Origin of the sequence: Streptococcus infantis (genome assembly GCF_047463635.1) — a bacterium.
Taxonomy (GTDB): domain Bacteria; phylum Bacillota; class Bacilli; order Lactobacillales; family Streptococcaceae; genus Streptococcus; species Streptococcus infantis_W.
On sequence record NZ_JASHDL010000007.1, the window covers coordinates 26,169 to 48,375 of the forward strand.

At 39.3% G+C, this 22,207-nt stretch carries 19 protein-coding genes; 2 read left to right on the forward strand and 17 right to left on the reverse strand.

All coding sequences use genetic code 11. From position 1 onward, the window contains the following. Positions 1-13 precede the first annotated feature (13 nt). On the forward strand, positions 14-1,468 hold the full coding sequence (locus tag QM867_RS05525) for a sucrose-6-phosphate hydrolase (protein ID WP_049528003.1): 1,455 nt from the start codon (positions 14-16) through the stop codon (positions 1,466-1,468). Beyond that, positions 1,449-2,414 (forward strand): LacI family DNA-binding transcriptional regulator, encoded by a 966-nt coding sequence (locus QM867_RS05530; RefSeq protein WP_414315309.1) that lies wholly within the window; start codon positions 1,449-1,451, stop codon positions 2,412-2,414. The genes QM867_RS05525 and QM867_RS05530 overlap by 20 nt, the downstream gene beginning before the upstream one ends. A gap of 244 nt (positions 2,415-2,658) precedes the next feature. Here QM867_RS05530 and QM867_RS05535 read toward each other — a convergent pair whose 3' ends face one another. From QM867_RS05535 to QM867_RS05615, 17 genes are all read right to left on the reverse strand, one after another. Beyond that, complete coding sequence (locus QM867_RS05535) at positions 2,659-2,832, reverse strand: hypothetical protein (protein WP_414315310.1); 174 nt, start codon at positions 2,830-2,832, stop codon at positions 2,659-2,661. Positions 2,833-3,042: 210 nt separating this feature from the next. After that, a complete protein-coding gene (locus QM867_RS05540; RefSeq protein ID WP_414315311.1) occupies positions 3,043-4,317 on the reverse strand; it encodes a hydroxymethylglutaryl-CoA reductase, degradative in 1,275 nt (424 codons plus the stop codon). Beyond that, positions 4,317-5,489, reverse strand: a complete 1,173-nt coding sequence (locus tag QM867_RS05545) for a hydroxymethylglutaryl-CoA synthase (protein ID WP_414315312.1) — start codon at positions 5,487-5,489, stop codon at positions 4,317-4,319. The genes QM867_RS05540 and QM867_RS05545 overlap by 1 nt, the downstream gene beginning before the upstream one ends. Positions 5,490-5,642: 153 nt before the next feature. Then, positions 5,643-6,092 (reverse strand): threonine/serine exporter family protein, encoded by a 450-nt coding sequence (locus QM867_RS05550; RefSeq protein ID WP_049503410.1) that lies wholly within the window; start codon positions 6,090-6,092, stop codon positions 5,643-5,645. Between the two features lies 1 nt (position 6,093). Further along, positions 6,094-6,852: a threonine/serine exporter family protein gene (locus QM867_RS05555; protein WP_281335347.1), complete on the reverse strand. Its 759-nt coding sequence runs from the start codon at positions 6,850-6,852 to the stop codon at positions 6,094-6,096. A gap of 88 nt (positions 6,853-6,940) precedes the next feature. Further along, positions 6,941-8,824: a Stk1 family PASTA domain-containing Ser/Thr kinase gene (gene pknB, locus QM867_RS05560; protein ID WP_414315313.1), complete on the reverse strand. Its 1,884-nt coding sequence runs from the start codon at positions 8,822-8,824 to the stop codon at positions 6,941-6,943. Next, positions 8,821-9,561, reverse strand: a complete 741-nt coding sequence (locus tag QM867_RS05565) for a Stp1/IreP family PP2C-type Ser/Thr phosphatase (protein ID WP_371607608.1) — start codon at positions 9,559-9,561, stop codon at positions 8,821-8,823. The genes pknB and QM867_RS05565 overlap by 4 nt, the downstream gene beginning before the upstream one ends. A 15-nt stretch (positions 9,562-9,576) precedes the next feature. Then, entirely contained in the window at positions 9,577-10,890 is a 1,314-nt protein-coding gene (gene rsmB, locus QM867_RS05570; RefSeq protein WP_414315314.1) for a 16S rRNA (cytosine(967)-C(5))-methyltransferase RsmB, read from the reverse strand. Next, positions 10,883-11,818: a methionyl-tRNA formyltransferase gene (gene fmt / locus QM867_RS05575; RefSeq protein ID WP_414315315.1), complete on the reverse strand. Its 936-nt coding sequence runs from the start codon at positions 11,816-11,818 to the stop codon at positions 10,883-10,885. The genes rsmB and fmt overlap by 8 nt, the downstream gene beginning before the upstream one ends. Before the next feature lie 12 nt (positions 11,819-11,830). Then, positions 11,831-14,227: a primosomal protein N' gene (locus QM867_RS05580; protein ID WP_414315316.1), complete on the reverse strand. Its 2,397-nt coding sequence runs from the start codon at positions 14,225-14,227 to the stop codon at positions 11,831-11,833. A gap of 84 nt (positions 14,228-14,311) precedes the next feature. Then, complete coding sequence (gene rpoZ / locus QM867_RS05585) at positions 14,312-14,626, reverse strand: DNA-directed RNA polymerase subunit omega (RefSeq protein WP_007554975.1); 315 nt, start codon at positions 14,624-14,626, stop codon at positions 14,312-14,314. Positions 14,627-14,650: 24 nt separating this feature from the next. Beyond that, positions 14,651-15,277: a guanylate kinase gene (gmk, locus tag QM867_RS05590; protein WP_000775049.1), complete on the reverse strand. Its 627-nt coding sequence runs from the start codon at positions 15,275-15,277 to the stop codon at positions 14,651-14,653. Positions 15,278-15,413: 136 nt separating this feature from the next. After that, positions 15,414-17,027, reverse strand: a complete 1,614-nt coding sequence (locus QM867_RS05595; RefSeq protein WP_414315317.1) for a ribonuclease Y — start codon at positions 17,025-17,027, stop codon at positions 15,414-15,416. A 342-nt stretch (positions 17,028-17,369) separates the two neighbouring features. After that, positions 17,370-20,117 carry an SIR2 family protein gene (locus tag QM867_RS05600; RefSeq protein WP_315639784.1) on the reverse strand — a complete coding sequence of 916 codons (2,748 nt, stop codon included), beginning with the start codon at positions 20,115-20,117 and terminating at the stop codon, positions 17,370-17,372. A 338-nt stretch (positions 20,118-20,455) separates the two neighbouring features. Beyond that, positions 20,456-20,710, reverse strand: coding sequence for a Txe/YoeB family addiction module toxin (locus QM867_RS05605; protein ID WP_315639786.1), 255 nt, complete (start codon positions 20,708-20,710; stop codon positions 20,456-20,458). 3 nt (positions 20,711-20,713) lie between these two features. Further along, the gene (locus QM867_RS05610) at positions 20,714-20,968 is read right to left on the reverse strand and encodes a type II toxin-antitoxin system Phd/YefM family antitoxin (protein ID WP_315639787.1); all 255 of its coding nucleotides are present in this window, start codon (positions 20,966-20,968) and stop codon (positions 20,714-20,716) included. 132 nt (positions 20,969-21,100) lie between these two features. Next, positions 21,101-22,198: a nucleotidyltransferase gene (locus QM867_RS05615; RefSeq protein ID WP_414315318.1), complete on the reverse strand. Its 1,098-nt coding sequence runs from the start codon at positions 22,196-22,198 to the stop codon at positions 21,101-21,103. Positions 22,199-22,207: the final 9 nt, after the last annotated feature.

Below are 22,207 nucleotides of genomic sequence, written 5' to 3' on the forward strand. Positions count from 1 at the left end.
GGAGGAAATAGAAATGGAATGGACTACTGAACGTCGTTACAGACGTTATGAAGATTGGACACAAGAAGAAAGAAAAGAAATCCAAGAAAAGATGGTGCAATCCCCATGGCATGTCAGCTATCACATTGAACCAAAGGAAGGACTTCTCAACGATCCAAACGGTTTTTCTTATTTTGATGGTAAGTGGATTGTCTTTTACCAAAACTTCCCCTTTGGAGCAGCCCACGGCTTGAAATCTTGGGTTCAACTTGAGAGTGACGATTTGGTGCACTTTACTGAAACAGGTGTAAAAATCTTACCTGATACTCCACTGGATAGCCACGGCGCTTACTCAGGATCTGCTATGCAGTTTGGTGATCAATTGTTCCTATTCTATACAGGAAATGTCCGTGATGAAAATTGGGTTCGCCACCCTTATCAGATTGGTGCCTTGATGGATAAGGATGGAAATATTAAAAAGATTGATAAGATCTTGATTGATCAGCCTGCTGATGCTACTGACCACTTCCGCGATCCACAGATTTTTAACTTTAAAGGACAATACTACGCTATCGTTGGTGGTCAAGACTTGGAGAAAAAAGGGTTTATCCGTCTTTACAAAGCTGTCGAAAATGATTATACAAACTGGCAAGAAGTTGGTGATCTTGACTTCAACAATGACCGTACTGCCTATATGATGGAGTGCCCAAATCTTGTCTTTGTTGGAGAACAACCTGTCCTTCTCTACTGCCCACAAGGTTTGGATAAAAAGGTTCTTGACTACGATAATATCTATCCAAATATGTATAAAATCGGTGTTTCCTTCGATCCTGAAAATGCTCGTATGGTAGATGTGTCTGAACTACACAATCTAGACTATGGTTTCGAAGCATATGCCACTCAGGCCTTCAATGCTCCTGATGGACGTGCTCTGGCAGTTAGTTGGCTTGGTTTGCCAGATGTGTCTTATCCATCTGATCGTTTTGATCACCAAGGGACTTTCTCATTGGTCAAGGAACTTACCATTAAAGATGGCAAACTCTATCAGTATCCTGTAGCTGCTATCAAAGAACTCCGTGCTTCACAAGAGGAATTTTCAAATCGTTCTGAAACCAAAAACACCTACGAGCTCGAGCTTAACTTAGCAGCCAATAGTCAAAGTGAAATCGTTCTTCTTGCTGACAAAGATGGCAAAGGACTCTCTATCAATTTTGACCTTGTCAATGGTCAAGTTACTGTTGACCGCAGTCAAGCAGGTGAGCAATATGCTCAAGAATTTGGAACTACTCGCTCATGTTCAATCGACAACCAAGCTACTACTGTAAATATCTTCATCGATAATTCAGTCTTTGAAATTTTCATCAATAAAGGAGAAAAAGTATTTTCTGGTCGTGTCTTCCCTCACAAAGATCAAAATGGAATCCTCATTAAATCTGGAACCCCAACTGGAACTTACTACGAATTAGAATATGGTCGCAAAACTAACTGATGTCGCAAAATTAGCTGGCGTCAGCCCTACTACTGTTTCACGTGTTATCAATAAAAAAGGTTATCTGTCTGAAAAAACTATTCAAAAGGTCAATGAAGCTATGCGGGAGTTGGGTTATAAACCCAACAACCTAGCTCGTAGCCTCCAAGGGAAATCAGCCAAGTTAATTGGGTTGATTTTCCCAAAAATCAGCCATGTTTTCTATGCTGAATTGATTGACAAACTGGAGCACGAACTCTTCAAAAACGGCTATAAGACCATCATCTGTAATAGTGAGCACGATTCGGAAAAAGAACGTGAATATCTTGAAATGCTAGAAGCTAATCAAGTGGATGGCATTATCTCTGGTAGCCATAACTTAGGGATTGAGGACTACAATCGCGTAACGGCTCCAATCATTTCTTTTGACCGAAACCTATCACCAGACATTCCTGTCGTTTCCTCTGATAACTATGCTGGTGGAGTCCTAGCAGCTCAAACCTTGGCTAAAACTGGATCCAAGTCTGTCATTATGATTACAGGTAATGACAACTCCAATTCACCAACTGGACTTCGCCATGCAGGCTTTGCTTCTATCTTCCCAAAAGCTCCCATCATCAATATTTCCAGTGACTTTTCACCCCTCCGCAAGGAAATGGAAATCAAAAGTATTCTGAAAAAACAAAAACCAGATGCTATTTTCGCATCGGATGATTTGACTGCCATCTTGGTAATGAAGATCGCCCAGGAACTTGGCATCTCTGTTCCAGAACAACTCAAGGTTATTGGTTACGATGGAACTTATTTTATCGAGAATTTCTATCCTCATCTTACTACCATTAAACAACCTTTAGAAGAAATTGCTCGCCTGACAGTTGATTTACTCCTTCAAAAAATCGAAGGAAAAGAAGTTGCCACGACTGGTTATTTCTTACCAGTCAGCCTCTTACCAGGTAAAAGTATTTAAACAAAAAGAGTCTGAGACAAAATAGTTCTCAGACTCTTAATTTAGTATACTATCAATAAATAATATTATAGAAGCAATAATAACTATGATTTTACCTATTTGGATAAGTTTACTTTGAGATTTAAATATATTTTCTAACAAAAATATTTGGATCACACACATTATAGGAATTAAATTTTTTGAAATCGAGAAGTATCCAAACAAATAGACTATAAATAATAAAAATAAAACTACATTGTATTTCTTATTCAAAACAGTTATCACCAATTTCCTTAATTCCCAAAATAGTAGACCCCATGTCAACTACAGCATATCCGAATTTTGTAGCTGAAGCCACCTCATTAGCATGAACAACTGAAACACCTTCTGTAAGTGCTATATTCAATATTACTGTAGTAAGTAATGCAACACTCACCATTTTAATTTTTTATTCCTAATCAAAAATCCTTCTCTCTATATTTTTTTGATTAGGAATCTTAATAACTTACATTTATATTATAATAAAAACCAAAGCGTTATCAATGCATACATCTTTGTTTTTTGAACAAAAACAGCAAAACTGTCAAACACTATCGTTGAATTAAGAAACAGTAAAAAGCGCAAAAAATCAAACCAGTCTGAGTTTTTCTTATGATCTTAAATGTTTCAATAACATTTGGGCTTTTTCTAAATTAAAAGTTTTTTCAGCAATCAAGTTTTCTACCAACTTAGGCACTTCAACCTCTGTAGCTCCTGCTAAAAGTGCTAGAGATTTTGCTTGAAGTTTCATGTGTCCATGCTGGATCCCTGTGCTGACCAGAGCTTTAAGTGCTGCAAAGTTTTGAGCGAGACCAATCGAAACGATAATTTGAGCCAATTCTTTGGCAGATGGATGACCAAGCAACTCATGACTGAGTACGACTCGAGGATTAAGACCAATTGATCCACCCTTGGTAGCAACCGGCATCGGCATGGTCATCTCTCCAATTAGCTCTTCTGTTTCCAAATCCATAGTCCAACGACTAAGACCTTGATAGGCACCATCGTGACTGGCATAGGCATGCGCTCCTGCTTCGATGGCACGCCAATCATTTCCTGTCGCAATCAAGAGAGCATCGATTCCATTAAAGATTCCCTTATTGTGAGTAGCTGCTCGATAAGGATCTGCTTGGGCAAACTGGCTGGCTAAAACCATTTTTTCTGCTAGTTCACGCGCTTCATCCTTCTGGCGACTCAAATAACGAAAGGCAATCCGACAAGTTGCAGTTACTAGAGAATCTGTTGCGTAGTTGGATAGGATCCCCATTAAGCTTTGTCCTTGACTTAGGTCTTCTAGACTTGATTTTAAAGCTTCAAGCATGGTATTGAGCATATTAGCTCCCATGGCTTCCTGAGTATCCACATGGAGATAAACCACTAAAAAGTCAACCTCACCAGAAATTTTTTCAACTGTTAGCTCTCTCGCTCCACCACCACGTTTGACAATAGAAGGATAGGCTTGGTTTGCTTGTTCGAGTAAATCCGTTTTTTGACTTAGAATAGCCTGGCAAGCTAAGTCCCTATCTGGGACTTGATAGAGAGCCACTTGACCGATCATTTGGCGTTGGTGAACCTGAGCAGTAAAACCGCCTGCTCTTTTGATAATTTTGCTAGCAAAACTGGCTGCAGCAACTACAGATGGTTCTTCGGTCACATAGGGAACGGTATACTCCTGACCATTTACCAGAACTTCTGGAACTACTGAGTAAGGAAGCGAGAAGGTTCCTACCACATTTTCACTCAATTGGTCCGCAACTGCTAGACTGAGATTTTCATTCCGGTCAAGACTTTCTTGGGCTTCAATAGTAGTAAGCGTCTGAGACTTAACTAGCTCTAGGCGCTCTTGAATTGATTTTTTAGCAAATCCATTCCAATTCTTTTTCATTATTTTTCAACCTTGCTGTAGCGACGTTGGTGGTCTACAATCTCAACCAGAGCATAGTCTTGTCCTTCATAGCCTGACATAATTGCAGAACCAGACTCATCTAAGTTTGCTTCTTCAAAGAAGATTCGTTCATAGTCAGCAACACTCAAAGCTTGACGTTGATCTAGCAAGTCTAAGCGATTATTCTGCAATTGTTTTTCATAGCCTTCAACCAATTCCACACTAAAGAACTCAGATACAGCACCACTACCATAGCTGTAGAGGGCAATCTTATCACCTGCTTTGAGACTATCAGAATTTTCAAGAAGAGACAAGAGACCTAAGAAGAGTGAACCTGTATAGATATTTCCAACTTTTTGGCTATAAATAATAGATTCATCAAAGTGCTTTTGAAGCAAGTCCTTTTTCTCTTGAGGCAAGGATTTGTCTAGGATTTTTTTCAATCCTTTGAGAGCTAGCTTCGGATATGGCAAGTGGAAACATACAGCCTCAAAATCGTCCAAGTTACAGTCATAACGCTTTTGGTACTCTTCCCAAGTCGTTTTTAAGCTATCAAGATATTGCTGTGTTGAGTAAACCCCATTTACAAATGGTGTTGTCGAGTAATTTGGACGCCAGAAGTCCATAATATCACGAGTTTGTGCAACATTATCATTATTGAAGACCATAACACGTGGATTTTGGCTAATCAACATAGCAACACATCCTGCACCTTGAGTTGGTTCTCCAGGAGTTTCGACACCATATCTTGCAATATCACTAGCCAGCACCAAAACTTTTGATTTAGGAGAATTCTCTACATGTAACTTAGCATAGTGAAGTGCCGCAGTTGCACCATAGCAAGCTTCCTTGATTTCAAAACTACGAGCAAATGGTTGAATTCCTAGCAAACCGTGTACAAAGACAGCTGCAGCTTTACTCTGGTCAATCCCAGACTCTGTCGCTACGATAACCATGTCAATCTCTTGCTTCTCTTCTTCAGTCAGGATAGAATTACCTGCACTGGCAGCCAAGGTAACAATATCCTCTGTCAAAGGAGCAATACTCAATTCTTTTAAAAGGAGTCCTTTACTCAATTTTTCAGGATCAATTCCTCGGGTTTCTGCTAAATCTTGTAATTTCAAAACGTATTGACTGGTTGCAAAACCAATCTTATCAATACCGATTGTCATATTTACCTCTATTTTTATCATTCATTGTAAAAAATCGTTCACCTCTATTTTATCACAATTGAGGTCAAATGAGCTAAAAAAGACTTGATTCACCAAATCAAGTTCATTATCTCATTTTTCAAACAGAACTTTAGGGCTACAAAAAATCGAGTCTTAGCTAGCTCGATTCTTTTTGAGATAATGATACAATTTTAACAAAACTGTCCCACTGGCCATTCCAATGGAGATAACGAGGGCCAACATCATGACTAACATGGCACTAGAAATGGCATGACCGTAGTCACCTGTAACGAAGAAGGATGTGGTTCGGTAAGATAGATAACCTGGTACTAATGGTGCCAGAATGGCTAGGGCAAAAACCACTGCTGGCGTTTTGTAGAGAATACTCATAATCTGGCTAACACAAGAACCAATCACCGCAGCAATAAAGGTTGCCAAAATAACATTGGTTGGTTCCTTGAGTATCAGATAGAGTAGCCAGATAGACATTCCTAAAACTCCACCAGGGATAAGCATGGAACGCTGGACATTTAAAACGATTAAAAAGGTAATAATGGCAAGCAAACTTGCCAGAGCTTGCAATAAAAATGTTGTTAGTGTCATATTAGTTCATGAGTAAGAGGGCGACTGATGTTCCAGCCCCTAAGGCAAGGGTGATCAGCAAGGATTCAAACATCTTGCTCATACCAGAGTTAATGTGATTGGTCATAATATCTCGAACAGCATTAGTCAGGGCAATTCCAGGTACAAAAGGCATAACCGCACCCGCAATCACCAAATCAGCTGTCGACGGCAAGCCAGAATAGCGCGCCCAAAATTGTGCAATCAAACCAAAGACAAGTGCTCCTGCGAAAGCAGTCATAAAAGGGATACGAATAAACTTCTCTACATAGAGAGAGCAAGTAAAAGCAAACAAGGTCGCCACTCCTGCTCCGATGGCATCATAGACATTCCCACCAAACATGATTGAAAAGAAAGGAGCACTGAGGGTCGCTGCAGCAGTTAGTTGAACATTGGTATAGGGAGATGCCTTGGCATTCAATTCCTTTAGTTGGATAAAGGCTGTCTCCAAATCAAGCTGTCCTGATACAAGCTGCCGTGAAATCTGGTTGACATCACACACCTTCTCAATATTATAAGCAGAGGAGGTCACTCGCTTCATACGAGAGATATTTGTATTTTCAATGGAGAAAAAAATGGCGGCAGGCATGGCTAAAACATTACAATCCATAATGCCCTGTGAATGAGCAATCCGAATCATAGTATCTTCAACACGATAAATCTCAGAACCATTACGGAGTAAAATCGTTCCTGCCAGCATGATGACATCAATAACTGCATTCAGTTTTTTTGATTCTTCCATGTTTCCCTCCTTTTTCAAACTCCATTTTATTTTATCATAATTTCGAAGGAAAAAAAATCTTTGCCACAAAAACTGTGACAAAGATTATTTAGTTATCCGTGTTATGTTCGTCCACATGAGTTGGTGTAGATGAAGATGGTGTCGATGGACTTTGAGACGGCACCGTATTATCTGCCCTGTTAGAGTTACGTTGGCTCGAAGATGGAACAGAAGAAGATGATGGCGGAGTTTTTGGTTTATAAATAGAAATCTTTATACGCGTCGTACTTAGATCAACTTTCTCACCTAGTTTTGGACTTTGATCCACAACAGTTCCTTCAGCAGTGCCCTCAGGAGCTGTCGATACCTCTACTACTTCGATATTAGCTTCCTTGACACCAACAATTTGAATTAAGTTATTCTTTGTAAATTCAAGACTTGAGCCAATATAACTTGGCATGGTCACGGTTGTCACCTTTTTAGCAACAGTCAAAACGATAGAAGTTGCCTTGGTAAGATCATAAGTCGTACCTTCTGCTAAGCTCTGTTTTAAAACCACACCTGGTTCTGATTCACTGGACTCTTCTTCTTCAATCTTAATCAGATTTTCAGGAACTTTTTTCCCTTTCAATTCTGCAATAACATCAGTAGATTTGCGTCCAATATAGTTTCCAATCTTAAATGATTGTTTACCTGAAGATATGATTAGATTAACTTTAGACCCTTCTTTGCGAGCTGAGCCAGCATCTGGATCTGTTCGGATGACCCGACCTTCTTCTACGGTATCACTCGCTTCGGTCTTCTCCTCACCAATTTCAAAATTCGCTTTTTTCAAGGTTTCCTTAGCTTCAGCAACAGTTTGACCTGCAACTTTTGGAATCTCAACAGTAGCTGGTGTTCTGGATAAAATCCACACCAAAGAAGCGGCAACCAGTACGAAACTTGCTAGTAGAACTAGATAACGTGCTTTAAAACGACGTTTTTTCACTGGTTTTTCCACAGATTTTTTAGCACTTGCTTCTGGGCTAGCTTTAGTTACCTGATGGTTATCTGTCTGTGGTTGCACCTTAGGAATAGAGGTCAAGGTTGTTTGAGGAACCTTTGGCAATGTCTTTGTGTCCGCCTTAGTAGCATCATCAAAAACACGTTTAGGTTCATTTCTGCGGTTATAAGATAGACTGCTAGATAAATCAACATACATCTCTGAAACCGACTTGTATCGATCCGTAAGCTTTTTAGCAGTTGCTTTGATGACCACATTCTCCAAAGCTTGGGGAACAGATGGATTTTCAGCTATAACCGAAGGAAGTGGTTTTTGAAAATGCTGGAGGGCAATGGTTACTGCACTATCGCCATCATAAGGGATATGCCCTGTCAGCATCTCGTAGAAAATAATCCCCATGGCATAGATGTCACTCTGCACAGTTGCCTTAGAGCCACGAGCCTGCTCAGGTGACAAGTAGTGGACAGAACCCAGCATAGAGTTGGTCTGAGTTAGACTTGTCTCTGCAAAGGCTACGGCAATCCCAAAATCCGTCACCTTGGCTGTTCCATCAGGAGTTAAAAGAATATTTTGAGGCTTTAAGTCACGATGGACAATACCTTTAGTGTGCGCCAAGCGCATCGCTAAGAGAATCTGACCCATGATACGGACAGCTTCTTCATTTGAGAGGGGATAGTGTTCTTTGATATAGCGCTTGAGATCAAGACCAGCTACATATTCCATAGCTAGGTACTGTTGACCGTCCTCTTCGCCGATATCCGTTATCCGAACGATATGGGGATGATCTAAGTCAGCCATTGCACGCGCTTCACGCTGAAAACGAGCAACAGCAATCGGGTCAGTCTGGTAGTTAGTCCTCAGGACCTTTACAGCTACCTCTTCCCCGTCTAAAATCAAATCCTTGGCCAGGTAGACATCTGCCATACCTCCACGGCCAATTTGTTTGATAATCCGATACCGCCCGGCAAAAATCTTGCCGATTTGGATCATAGTGCCGCCTCCTCCTTAATCGAAACAAGGGCAACTGTAATATTATCAAGCCCTCCGGCATTGTTGGCAAAGCGTACTAAAGTGGCTGCCTTATCATCAAGCGAAATATCGCTTGTCACAATATCATAGATCTCACTGCCTGAAATCATATTGGTTAGACCGTCACTATTCATGACCAGATAGTCACCTGGTTCCAAGCTGACAATTCCAAAATCAGGTTGAATTTCGTCTTTTTGTCCGATAGATTGGGTGATGATATTCTTTTGTGGATGTGCTTCAGCTTCTTCAGGTGTCAATTGACCTGCCTTGAGCAATTCATTGACCAAAGAATGATCACTTGTCAGTTGACGGTACTCTTCCCCTCGAATGAGACCGATTCTAGAATCTCCGATATGGGCATAAATTGCCTGATTTCCGATAACTGCAAGAGCTTCGAGGGTTGTCCCCATTCCCTTGTAGGCTTCATCTCGTCCTAGTTGATAAATCTTTTGATTTTCAACTTCTAGATGGTGGGCAAACCATTCGCGAACTTCATTAACGGTGTCGATCTGCGTATCAACCCAGGCAACACCTAGGTCCGTAACTGCCATCTCACTGGCAATATTTCCTGCGCGATGACCTCCCATCCCATCAGCCAAGATGATCATCGTGCGACCAGCACGATTGACAAAAAGATTGACATAGTCTTGATTATTTGTACGCTTCTGACCCACATCTGTTAATAATGAAATCTCCATTGTGTCAGTTCCTTCCTAATTGGATATCTTACGAAATTGGCTGATGAAGAATCCATCACTTCCGTATAATTCTGGAGTAATAAGGATACAGCCATCTTTTAGAATATCCTTGCATTCGTGATCTAGTTTAACCTGCTCAAACTCGGGATGACTTTCTAAAAATGCTTGAACCACTTGAAAGTTCTCTTCCGAGACAATAGTGCAGGTACTATAGGTTATTATACCACCTTTTCGTAGTGTTTGACAAACACTACCTAATATTTCCAACTGAATTTCCTGTAATGACGCGAAATCTGCTGTCTCTTTATTATATTTGATATCTGGTTTTCGACGCAATAGACCAATCCCTGAACAAGGAGCATCAACCAAAATTTTGTCAAATTGATCCTTGCCAAAAAACTCATGCACTTTTCGTGCATCCAGTTTTTGCGTTTGAACACGATCTGCTACACCTAAACGCTGAGCATTTTCTTGGATCAAAGTGAGTTTATGGTCGTAAAGATCTAGAGCCGTTACTTGACCTGTAGTCAAATAAGATGCCATATGGGCTGTTTTCCCACCTGGGGCTGCACAGGCATCCAAAACCTGCTCCTCTCCTTGTAAATCAAGAGTTGGAGCAACCAGTTGACTTGACTCATCTTGGATAGTAATAAGTCCTTCTGAAAACAAGTCATGACCAGCAAAATGCCCCTGTTCCTTAACCAGACCAGCAGGAGATAAAAGAGAATCACTTGCGCCAAGCAGAGCTTTAATCTGCTCTTTTCGGATCAAATCTGTTACGCGAATACTGGCTTTATTACGCTTCAATAGACTTTCAAAAATAGCTTGAGCTCGCTCTTCTCCATACTCTTCCTTGAGTTTCGAAATCAACCAAACTGGTAAAGAGTAGGCAATGGAATCACGCTTATTTTTACGTTTGATACTTGCAATATCTGGTAAGCCCTCACGCAAAATACGACGAAGAACAGCATTGACCAGTTTTTCACTACCCTTCTTACGAGATTTTGCAATTTCCACTGCCTCATTGACCACTGCATGGTCAGGAAGCTTATTCAAGTATTGGAGTTGATAGACGCTCATGAGAAGCAGAACATAGAGCCAGCTATCTAGCTTATCTCTATCTTGGATAAAATGAGACAGGTACCACTCCAATGTAAGTTTTCGAGCTACAGTTCCATAGACCAGCTCTGTCACCAAACCCTTATCTGCAACTGATAGTTGACTTCCCTTGAGGTGTTTATTTAGGGCGATATTGGAATATGCTTGATTGACAAAGACATCCTCCAATACCTCTAGGGCTAAACTTCTAGCCGTTTCAACTTTAATCACCAAATCGTTCTCCTACTGCTAAAGTCCGTCCCACACCGTTGAGGAAGGAAGCAATAGCCATCTTAGGTTTTCCTGCTGGCTGAACCTGTTTAAGAGACAAAGCTCCTTCTGCTGTTGCGACGATCAATTCTTTCTTGCCGATGGAGAGTATCTCACCCGGAGTCCCTTGACCATCTACTGGTAGTGCTTCATAAATCTTAAAACGCTCTCCCTTGAGGAAGGTATGAGCAACTGGCCATGGATTCATCCCACGGATTTGGTTAAAGAGTTGACGATTGGTCTTGTTCCAGTCCAATTTTTCTTCCTCAGGTTTGATATTTGGCGAAAATGTAACCTGACTTGGGTCCTGTGGTTCTGGTTGAATCTCGCCAGCAATGTATGCAGGCAACGTATCCAAAAGCAGATCACGACCAACAATTGCCAATTTTTCAAATAAGGTTCCAACATTGTCCTCATCTGTGATAGGGATGCTGCGACGGGAAATCATATCTCCTGCATCCATTTCCTTGACCATTTCCATAATGGTCACACCAGCTTCCTCATCCCCTTGAATCAAGGCATAATGGATAGGAGCACCACCACGGTGTTTAGGAAGGAGGGAAGCATGAACGTTGACCGCAAAATTCATGCTATCAAGGAGTTTACTTGGGAGAAATTGTCCAAAAGCTGCAGTCACAATTCCATCAGCACCCAAGTTCATGATAGCTTCCATTTCTGGACTACCCGATAATTTTTCTGGTTGGTAGATAGGAAGCCCTGCTTCTTTAGCTGCTTGTTTTACTGGGGTTTCTTGTATGACTTTTTTACGCCCAACTGCGCGATCTGGTTGTGTTACAACAGCTACAATCTCGTAGCGATCGTCTGACAAAAGTCCCTTCAAAACGGTTGCTGAAAAATCGGGAGTCCCCATAAAGATTAGTTTTGTCATATCTTCTCCTTCTTATAAAAATTGTTGCGGTTCGTGGTCAATACTGAGACGAAGGTCGCTATTTTCCCGTTCTTGTGTCAAGGCCAAGACCTGGTTAAGGGTTGGACCAAGCTCATCTTCTAAACGGTATTTAATCAAAATTTGATAATGATAGAGGTTATGAGTACGAGCGATAGGTTTTGGCGTTGGACCAAGGATGATACTAGCATCCGACAAACCTGACCGTAAAATTTCCATGACCTCATAAGCTCTTCTAAGAACCTCTTCTTCTTTCTTATGAGACAAGGTAATCCCAATAGTGAAATAATAAGGTGGATAGCCAAGTTGACGTCTGATACCCATTTCATAGACATAGAAGCCTTCATAGTCCTGATCCTTGGCGAAGCGAATGGCATAATGCTGAGGATTGTAAGACTGGATCAAGACCTGCCCAGCTTTTTCAGCCCTTCCTGCTCGTCCTGCCACCTGGGTCAAGAGTTGAAAGGTTCTCTCAGAAGAACGGAAATCAGGCAGATTCAAGGCTGTATCCGCATTGAGAACACCAACCAAGGTCACATTTGGAAAATCCAAGCCCTTGGCAATCATCTGGGTTCCCAGAAGAATATCCGCTTCACCCTTGCCAAACTGCTCAAGAAGTGCTTGGTGACTACCTTTTTTGCGAGTTGTATCCACATCCATTCGCAGAATGCGAGCCTCTGGAAAGAGTTCAGCCAGCTCATCGTAGGCCTTTTGAGTTCCTGTTCCATAGTAACGAATACTGCGACTCTGACAGTTTGGACAGACATGAGGAATTTCTTTGGAAAAACCACAATAATGACAGTTCATCGTCTTGGTATCCATGTGCAGCGTCAGAGAAATATCGCAGTTCGGACAGGTATCCACGGTCCCACATTCCCGACACATGACAAAACTAGAGTAACCACGGCGATTGAGCATGAGAACAACCTGCTCTTTTTTATCTAATCGATCTTGAATTGCCTCAATCAGTGGTGGTGTAAAATTTGATGTTTCATTCTGCCCGATATAATCACGGAAGTCAATCAGTTGAACTTGAGGAATACTTGCTAAAGGATTGGCACGTTGGGTCAGACGTAAGTGTTGATAAACGCCTTTTCCAGCCCGCGCACGACTTTCTAGACTCGGTGTTGCAGAACCAAGGACTAATGCTGCTTGATTGTACTGAGCTCGTAAAAGAGCCACATCTCTAGCATGATAACGAGGATTGCTGTCTTGCTTGTAGCTGGCCTCGTGTTCTTCATCGATAATGATAACGCCTAGATTTTTCAAAGGGGCAAAAATGGCAGACCGAGCTCCAACAACTACCTGAGCATCTCCACGCTCCACCTTGCGCCATTCATCATACTTTTCACCATTGGACAAGCCAGAGTGGAGAATGGCTACTTTCTCACCAAAACGAGCAATAAAACGCTCGGTCATTTGAGGTGTCAGAGAGATTTCCGGAACTAGAACAATCGCTGTTTTTCCCAAATCCAAGGCCCCTTGGATAATCTGCAAGTAAACCTCCGTTTTCCCACTTCCAGTGATTCCTTGTAAAAGAAAGGGAGGGTGTTTCTTCCCAATCGCTCCAACAACCGCCTCACAGGCTTCTTTTTGTTCTGGATTTAACTCTAAAGATTGGCTAGATTCAATACCTTCAAAATAAGCCGCTGAACGTTGCACTTCTTTTTGCACTATGGTGATAGCACCATGTTCCACAAAGAAATTAACTTGTTCACGTGAGTAATGTTCTAACAAATCAGCCAAAGGAACTGTTTCAGGATGTACTAATAAGTATTCTCGCAGTTCCAATTTCTTCTTGGCACGATTTGAGATTTCTAGATTTTCTAATTTGTCAAGATTCACTTCAACCCAAGACTGCGTCTTAACCTTCTTCTGATCCACAGCCTGGTACTCTAGTTTTAAAAGCCCTTTTCGAGTCAATCGCATCATCTCAGCCTGCTTTTCTATGTCTAGAGATGAAAATGCTAGAGACTCCTGCGAACCAAACAAACGGTCTCTTTCCTCTTGACTTAAGCCTTCCAGTGGATAGAGGATCTTATCATAGCTAGAGTTCAAAAATCCAGGGAGCATAGCTTTTAGAATGGAAATTTTGTAGGAGAAGACTGATTTACGTAGTTCCTCTGCTAGCCAGAGTTGTTCCTCCGTTAAAACAGGAGAAAAGTCCAGCACCTCGGCAATTTCTTTTAAGTCCTCGTCTGCCACATCTGCATCAGATTGAAACTCCAATCCAAGAACAATACCCTGAATCAAGCGATTGGCCTTCCCAAAGGGTACATGAACCCGCATGCCGACTTCCAACATTTCCTCAAATTCTTCTGGAATCTTGTAGCTATAGGGCTGGTCTGTCTGCATCAAGGGAACATCCACAATGATTTTTGCAATAGCCATATCCTCACCTCCTTCTCTTCTTAAATCGTTTCAATTGATTGAGTATTCTTGCAATAGAAAAAATAAGATTGAGTCCCCCCAACCTTAAATTTTTTCACCTTCTTCTTTTTCTTTCGCGATTTGCTCTTTGATTTTTTTTTCTTCTTCTTCTTTCAATCGTCTTTCTTCTTCGATACGACGGCGAACAGCTTCGCGTTTTCCTTCTGGATCTGGGTGGATGGTTACATTCCCTGATTCAATTTCTTCCAAGGCACGAAGTGTAGATTTTACAGATTTAAATTCTTGAGTTGGAGGTGCTCCAGCTTCTAATTCGTGAGCACGTTTTGCTTCCAAGATTACGAGTGAATATTTTGATGGTACCTTATCAAGCAAGGTATCGATAGAGGGTTTAAGCATCATTTGTTTGTACCTGTTTTCTAAATTTTATCGAATAGTCGGAGACTTTGGTAGCATATCCTGATAGTGACCAATCACACGGTCCACACGGAAATGTTCAGCTTCAATCACACGTTTGACACGTTCTGCGGCAAGAGGAACATGGTCATTTACAATAGCGTAGTCATACTCACGCATCAAAGCAATTTCTTCCTTGGCTTTTTCGATACGCTGAGCAATTACTTCTGCGCTATCTGTACCTCGGCCTACGAGACGGTCTTGCAATTCTTCCAAATCTGGTGGTGTCAAAAAGATAAAGACAGCATCTGGAACTTTTTTCTTGACCTGAAGAGCTCCCTGCACTTCAATTTCAAGGAAGACATCGATTCCCTTATCAAGCGTTTCGTTGACATAGGTCAGAGGAGTTCCGTAGTAGTTGCCTACATACTCTGCATACTCTAACATTTGCCCTTGACGGATCAATTCTTCAAATTCTTCCCGTGTACGGAAGAAATAATCAACACCATCTACTTCACCTGGACGTTGTGCCCGCGTTGTCATAGATACAGAATATTGAAATTGATTTTCAGAACTCTCAAAAATTTCTCGTCTAACCGTTCCTTTTCCAACTCCAGAAGGACCTGAAAAAACGATTAGTAAGCCTCGGTCTGCCATTATGTCTCCTTTGGATAGTTTGTGAAATGACTTAAAAATTTCTGTAAGATTATATATCTAAAGCCATTTCTGCTCGCTACAATCTTTCTATCTAGTGTAACAAAAAAGCAGTAATTTTTCAACTGCTCTTTCTTATTTATTTTGCATAATCAACTGCACGAAGTTCACGAATCACGGTTACCTTGATATTTCCTGGGTAATCGAGATTGTTTTCGATTTTCTCACGAACTTTATGAGCCAAGATTGTGACCTTGTCATCTTTGATTTGACCTGGATTTACCATAATGCGGATTTCGCGACCAGCTTGAAGGGCAAAGCTATTTTGAACACCTTCAAAGCTATTAGCAATTTCTTCAAGATCATGGAGACGTTTGATGTAGCTTTCAAGCGATTCGCTACGAGCTCCTGGGCGGGCTGCACTTAAGGCGTCCGCTGCAGCAACGAGAACTGCGATCACACTTTCAGGCTCTACATCACCGTGGTGACTGGCAATAGTATTCACCACAACTGGGTGCTCCTTGTACTTGCGCGCCAATTCAGTACCAATCTCAACGTGGCTACCCTCTACCTCACGGTCAATGGCTTTACCAATATCGTGAAGGAATCCCGCGCGACGAGCAAGGGTAGCATTTTCACCAAGTTCGCTAGCCATGATACCAGCCAACTTAGCAACTTCAATCGAATGACGCAAGACATTTTGTCCGTATGAAGTACGGAACTGCAAGCGACCCATGATCTTCATCAAGTCTGGGTGAAGGTTCGGTGCACCAATTTCATAGGCTGCAGCTTCACCATATTCACGAATCTTGTTATCAATCTCTTGACGATTTTTCTCAACCAACTCTTCGATACGAGCTGGGTGGATACGTCCATCCTTAAGCAAGGTTTCCATCGTCATACGGGCAATCTCGCGACGAATAGGATCAAAACCTGACAAGGTTACTACTTCTGGCGTATCATCAATGATAACATCAACCCCTGTCAAACTTTCAAAAGTACGGATATTACGCCCTTCACGTCCAATGATACGACCTTTCATGGTATCATCAGGCAGATGAACCGTAGAGTTGGTAGACTCAGCCACATACTCACCAGCAATTCTCTGCATAGCTTGGGACAAGATATCCTTAGCCAATTTGTCTGAACGTTCCTTAACTTCTTGCTCAGCCTCACGAATGCGACTAGCAATTTCCTTAGTCAAGTTTTCCTCTGTCTGGGCCAAGATAATGTCTTTTGCTTCCGACTGAGTCAGAGTTCCAATACGCTCTAGTTCAGCTTGCTTTTGTTTCTCAATTTCTTCTAGTTGCTCTTCACGTACATCAAGGTTTTTTGCTCTATCAGAAATACTTTGTTCTTTTTGTTCAAGTGTTTTTTCTTTGTTCGTCAAATTGTCATCTTTACGATCAAGACTGCTAGCACGTTCGGTCAAACGACTTTCGATTTGCTTGAGTTCTTGACGTTCTGATTTAAATTCAGCGTCCACTTCTTCACGGTATTTTCTGGCTTCTTCTTTGGCCTCCAATAGTGCTTCTTTTTTAAGAGACTTGCTTTCGCTCTTAGCTTCATTGAGTAATAAATCCGCTTCGCGCTCAGCTTGTCCTCGTAAATTAGTTGCTTCTTGTTCAGCATTTAAAAGCATCAGCTCTGCAGCCTCTTGTGATGATTTCATCTTGACTGAGATGCTGACATATCCAATGACTAAACCAATGATGACGGCAAAAACAACGATAACAATCGCCATAATTTCCATGTTTTTACCTCAATTTATTTGTTTATCCGAATGATATGCATTCTTATACATTCTACCATAAAAAATTATTTTTAACAAACCTTAAATAGAATATGTTTTGGGGAATTTAGCGCGTATTTTAGGATTACAATTCCTTGGTTTTTAAGGAGATAATTCAGTATCGCTATCAAAAAGTTCCACCGAATCTCTATAGCTATGGATTTTCTATTGTTGTGCCAAATAGTGTTCCACTAGATTCAAACATTTTGCTTTCAAGTCTTTGAAAATTCACTTTAGGAAATTACAGCTTATCTTCAAGATCAAATTTGTCATAAATTAACTTTTTTATTTAGTTGTATCAATTTATTTCTTAAGTATTAGTTTATCCTCATCGAGAGCTTTTAAAATATACTCATTAATCAATTTATTATCTTCTTCATTTTTTGAAAAATAAGTTTTAATATTATTGGGAGTTCTATGTTCTAGTAGACGATGGATAACATCATCACTTCTATCATGGAACCAGGTCCAATCTACTTCAGGATAAAGTCCTCGAATATCTTCTTCAATATCTTTTAAAATCTCAAAATCAGAAAAATATCCTTTTCTACTTAAGTTGTATAAATCTGATACAGACTTTTCTCTTGGGTCTGGGAAAGTTTTAACCCCCTCAACTCTTTTATCATTAATTCTTTTAATCAAATAATGGTAGATTTTATTTTGTATCTGAGGAAAATCATAGACATTATAACTCATTAAATCAATTACTTTATGGTAAATAATGTTTTCTGATTCTTCATAAACTTTTAGAGTATCTAGAATGTCATCTTTAATATCCTCTTCAAAATACTTAAATAAGTGACATATCAAGTCAGAATATTCTATGATATTTTTTATATCATCATTTTTATATTTTATTCTTAAAATATCTGTATTAAATTTTTCGAGTACTATTATTGCAGTTTCCTGATCAGTTGAGCAGTATTCTAGTAACTGTGAATAGAGTGGATACACTGAATTATATAAAGAAAAATTTTTCTCCAAAATTTCATTTAAATGTTTATTTACAATCCCAATTATCTTAGATTTCAATGAATCTTTATCAATAGCATCCATATTATCGAGGACAATTTTAATAATTCTCCTAAATTCCTCGCTCCAATTATAATACAGTATTTGATTATTTAAAATTTCTATTACTTTTTCTATGTCAATATCATCAACAAGAGGAAGAAAAGTTAGCATGTTTTTAAGCTCTCGAAGATTTTCATCTTCAGTAATTTCAAGTCTTTCTTGAAGATGGGTAATTCGATTCAACAAATAGTCTTTCGCTTCCTCAGTAACTTTTATTTTACCAAATGAATAGTTTCTAAAATATAAATTTACAACCTTAAAATCTATATTCGGAAGAATTAATTGAACATCATCCAAATCAAGATTTTTAAGCCAAGAAGATGTTCTATCGAAAATACTTGAATCAGGGTTTACATATGAATTATCATAACTAAGTAATAATATTTCTAAATATCTATTAATGATTGATTTATAAATCTTATAATGTTCAACACATAAACAATTTAATTTTAAAAAGTTACAAAGATTTTTTACTGTAAACTCCGCATTAAATAGATAATTATTAGCAGACCATCCTCCTCTTCTATAGCTTTCATGCTCTTCACGAATTTCATCAAATAATTCATTAATAGTTTCTAATTTTCTATATAAAAAATTGAAATTAAGGATTGAATCTCTAAAAAATTCTATAATCTTTTTCTCATCTCCTGTAACCGAGTTAATAATTTGTTCTGTTAATTCGCTTAATTCTCCATCATAAATTGGCTCTGCATAACTAGGTGTTTTTTCGTATCTATCAATTATTTGAATTTGCTGAAAATTAAATTCACAAACTAAGAAATTAAAATAGTCTTTCTGACGAAATGCTATATTAGCTAGTTCTCTAAATTTTGCTTTTGCTAAAGAATATTGTTTTTCTTCATACAACTTAAAAGCCTTACTTAAGAATCGATTCCCCTTTAAATCTCTAGGTTCACCAATCTCCATATCTAGAAAGCGGTTTAATAAAGATTTTTTAGATACCATATTTCGTAATTCTTCATGACCATCAATTTCAAATCTTAATTGATTATTTCCAAACCAGCAATACTCATCATCCCAGTTTAAAGCCCTTTTCTTTAAATCAGAATATCTAGAAAAATCTTTCGCATCAATAAAACTAAGTCTATCTAAAAAAGCCAGTTGATTCCATAAATCATCAGCATTATTTACAACTTGACTTCGGTTTTCTGATAGAACCTCTAAAAAATCTTTTGTCCTGCAATACAATTTGTTCTGTTTTTCGGATGTCTCCTGACCTGGATTCTCTTCATTAGAGATAATGATAATTCCTTGCTTCTTATAATAGTCTCGGATGATCATAGACGGTTCCTCGGGAGTATAAAAATAAGCATTTTTAGCATCCAATTTAAATGTATTTTGAATCATTCTAAAAATTGAATTAAAAGTCGAATCACTTAGAGAATACCCCACAAACAATAGAGTATGATTCATTATCAATGACTGGATTAAAGTAGAAATCATTGGGAAGTTCAAATGATAGTCTAAATAATCATCTTCTTTCAAAACAATATTTTTCTTACTCAAGTCACCATGCATTTTAATCAAGTATCTTTCCGAACTCGTATAAGGGATGTCTTTATCCTCAGCGACTACATTGTACTTTAACAAGCCACTATCAAATTGACTCTCCAGAAGTGAATCATAGTTTGTCATAATAATATGTTTTGGTGCAATTTTTTCTATTAATTTATGTAACTCATTTGGTTTACTCAATCCCTTCTTAAAGAAAATTTCTTCTATCTTTTTTGTGTACTGATTTTTCCCAAAGGTATCATAATAATACTGAGCAATTCTCAGTGGACTATCTGTTTTTTCTTCTGGTATGTTCAATTCTTTTTTTAATGATTGAATCAATTCTCCCCAAGTTGGTAGATTAGAATTAGCTGATATTCCTGCACCAACAAACAAAACTAAGGAATTTTCTTTAATAGAATTCTTTATTTGAGTTATAGATAAATTATAATTTTCTTCCATATTTTAACCATCCTATCATTAGCTTGTATTACATAAATACAAATTATGCTTATAAATCTTCTTTTTTATTACATAATCTTAAACAAAAGTTTATCATGGTTTATAAATATAAAAATTTATTTGTCTTTTATATTCAATTTATGATTTTTAATATAACCAATTCTCTTCATTATACCACAAAATAAGAGTTATAAAGCGGATTCAAGGATAAACAACCTGGTTATTATACTAAATTTTTTCACTGTCTTTCTAATCTAGGAATTCTATCATTTCTCAAAAAGATTTATCTTCTTACTAGCTAAAATTTCCACAATAAAAAAGCCTACCTTTCAGTAGACTTAATAATGATCTTTAAAGGATAAAAAAGCGATGCTTTCACCATCCATCATATATATCAAGCGATTTTCTGCGTCAATACGACGCGACCAAGCTCCTTGGTACTCATACTTGAGCGGTTCTGGTTTACCAATTCCTGTAAAAGGGTCGCGTTGAATATTCTTGATTAGTTTATTGATTCTTTTCAATGTTTTCTTATCTTGGTTTTGCCAGTAGCAATAATCCGCCCAGGCATCTTCTGTAAACTTGAGTAGCATCCATCACTCCTCAATCACATGCACCTGAGTATGTCCTGCACGAACTTGGGACATTCCTCGCAAGACCTTGTCAGAAAGCTCCTTATTCTGAGTAATTCTCAAGGTTTCTTGAATACTATCCCACTCACTCTTTGAAAGAACGACAATATCCTCGTCAGGATTTTTGTTGACCACTGTCAAAGGTTCAAACTCATCGTTTACCTTCTTCATATAATCCTTTAAATGATTTCGGAATGTTGAGTAAAGAACTGCTTCCATAACCATACCTCGTTTTACCTCTTTTCCATTATTATACACGAAAAGAATAAAATTGTCAGGAACTTGTACAAGATTTTTCTTTTTCTATCTATTTATTCGAAAAAAACTAAAAAAGCCTACCTTTCAGTAGACTTAGTTTGATTCGATTCTGATTGGCACTCGACCAAAATTTTGTTCTGCGATACTTGGGTGTCCCAGCTGATAAATTTGGTCCGCCTTTTGGGTCATAGCATCCCAGGGTTCTTTGCCGATTCGGCTAACTAGATTAACCTGCTCCTTAAGAGTTTTAAGGTGTTGTCTGCCTTTTTCTGTAAAGCCAAGGACATGTATGCCTTCTGGTAAGTCGCTTTCTCTAGCCTGCACCAGAATATAGGTCAATAGGCGTCGCACACGCGCCTTTGTGTAGCGTTTGGTAGCAACTGACTCTACCAATTCTTCCACAGACTGAGCTGTCTTTATAGCATCCTTGATACGAACTGCCATTTCTTGATTGACCTGATAGATAGTGGTTAGGTCTAGGTTTGACAAAATTTGATAGCGAAGCAAGGGAAAATAGTTATCCCAGCTCACCTTACCAGCATTTTTAAAGATTTCAACAGAAGGCATAAAGCGTTCTAAGAAATCTTGGTCATTTTGGTGCTGACGGAGAGCTGTTGCAGATGCAAAGTCAACATCCTTGTCCACAGAATGATAACCTGCTCCCTGACGTTGAATTGGATGAAGTTTGATGTTGCGCCCCGCGACTGCCTTGGCATAGGCGAGAGCAAGAACATGATTGGGCGTATCACCAGAAAAATCAAGACCTGCAAACTCCTTCCACATAGCTTGGTTTTTCTGGGGATAAGAAAGAGAATCAGGTAAGTTTTCCATGAAAAGTTCCATCTCTTGACCACGTTCTGAGTATAGGGCAGTAATTTTCTGATAATCCAGAACTTCCTCTGTCCCAAAGGCTAAGGTATCAATTCCCAAACGAGCCAAGATAGCCACTGCACCTTGGCCGAAAAAATCCGCCGCTTGGACACTGACTAAAAAGGGCAATTCTACGACCAAATCCGCACCATGTTCCAGCGCCATCTGAGCCCGTGTCCACTTGTCCACAATAGCAGGCTCCCCACGCTGCATGAAATTTCCAGACATGGCTACAATTTTCAATCCCTCCGCCTGTTCCAACAGGTATTTATGGCCATTATGAAAGGGATTAAATTCCGCGATAATACCTGTAATGGTCATGGTAATCTC

Bases quoted from the DNA above. Each gene is read 5' to 3' on its own strand.
- QM867_RS05555 (WP_281335347.1), bottom strand. From the start codon at position 6,852: ATGGAAGAATCAAAAAAACTGAATGCAGTTATTGATGTCATCATGCTG.
- QM867_RS05525 (WP_049528003.1), top strand. From the start codon at position 14: ATGGAATGGACTACTGAACGTCGTTACAGACGTTATGAAGATTGGACA.
- QM867_RS05565 (WP_371607608.1), bottom strand. From the start codon at position 9,561: ATGGAGATTTCATTATTAACAGATGTGGGTCAGAAGCGTACAAATAAT.
- rpoZ (WP_007554975.1), bottom strand. From the start codon at position 14,626: ATGATGCTTAAACCCTCTATCGATACCTTGCTTGATAAGGTACCATCA.
- QM867_RS05540 (WP_414315311.1), bottom strand. From the start codon at position 4,317: ATGAAAAAGAATTGGAATGGATTTGCTAAAAAATCAATTCAAGAGCGC.
- QM867_RS05545 (WP_414315312.1), bottom strand. From the start codon at position 5,489: ATGACAATCGGTATTGATAAGATTGGTTTTGCAACCAGTCAATACGTT.
- QM867_RS05535 (WP_414315310.1), bottom strand. From the start codon at position 2,832: ATGGTGAGTGTTGCATTACTTACTACAGTAATATTGAATATAGCACTT.
- fmt (WP_414315315.1), bottom strand. From the start codon at position 11,818: ATGACAAAACTAATCTTTATGGGGACTCCCGATTTTTCAGCAACCGTT.
- QM867_RS05615 (WP_414315318.1), bottom strand. From the start codon at position 22,198: ATGACCATTACAGGTATTATCGCGGAATTTAATCCCTTTCATAATGGC.
- QM867_RS05595 (WP_414315317.1), bottom strand. From the start codon at position 17,027: ATGGAAATTATGGCGATTGTTATCGTTGTTTTTGCCGTCATCATTGGT.
- QM867_RS05600 (WP_315639784.1), bottom strand. From the start codon at position 20,117: ATGGAAGAAAATTATAATTTATCTATAACTCAAATAAAGAATTCTATT.
- QM867_RS05610 (WP_315639787.1), bottom strand. From the start codon at position 20,968: ATGGAAGCAGTTCTTTACTCAACATTCCGAAATCATTTAAAGGATTAT.
- QM867_RS05580 (WP_414315316.1), bottom strand. From the start codon at position 14,227: ATGGCTATTGCAAAAATCATTGTGGATGTTCCCTTGATGCAGACAGAC.
- QM867_RS05550 (WP_049503410.1), bottom strand. From the start codon at position 6,092: ATGACACTAACAACATTTTTATTGCAAGCTCTGGCAAGTTTGCTTGCC.
- gmk (WP_000775049.1), bottom strand. From the start codon at position 15,277: ATGGCAGACCGAGGCTTACTAATCGTTTTTTCAGGTCCTTCTGGAGTT.
- QM867_RS05605 (WP_315639786.1), bottom strand. From the start codon at position 20,710: ATGCTACTCAAGTTTACAGAAGATGCCTGGGCGGATTATTGCTACTGG.
- QM867_RS05530 (WP_414315309.1), top strand. From the start codon at position 1,449: ATGGTCGCAAAACTAACTGATGTCGCAAAATTAGCTGGCGTCAGCCCT.
- pknB (WP_414315313.1), bottom strand. From the start codon at position 8,824: ATGATCCAAATCGGCAAGATTTTTGCCGGGCGGTATCGGATTATCAAA.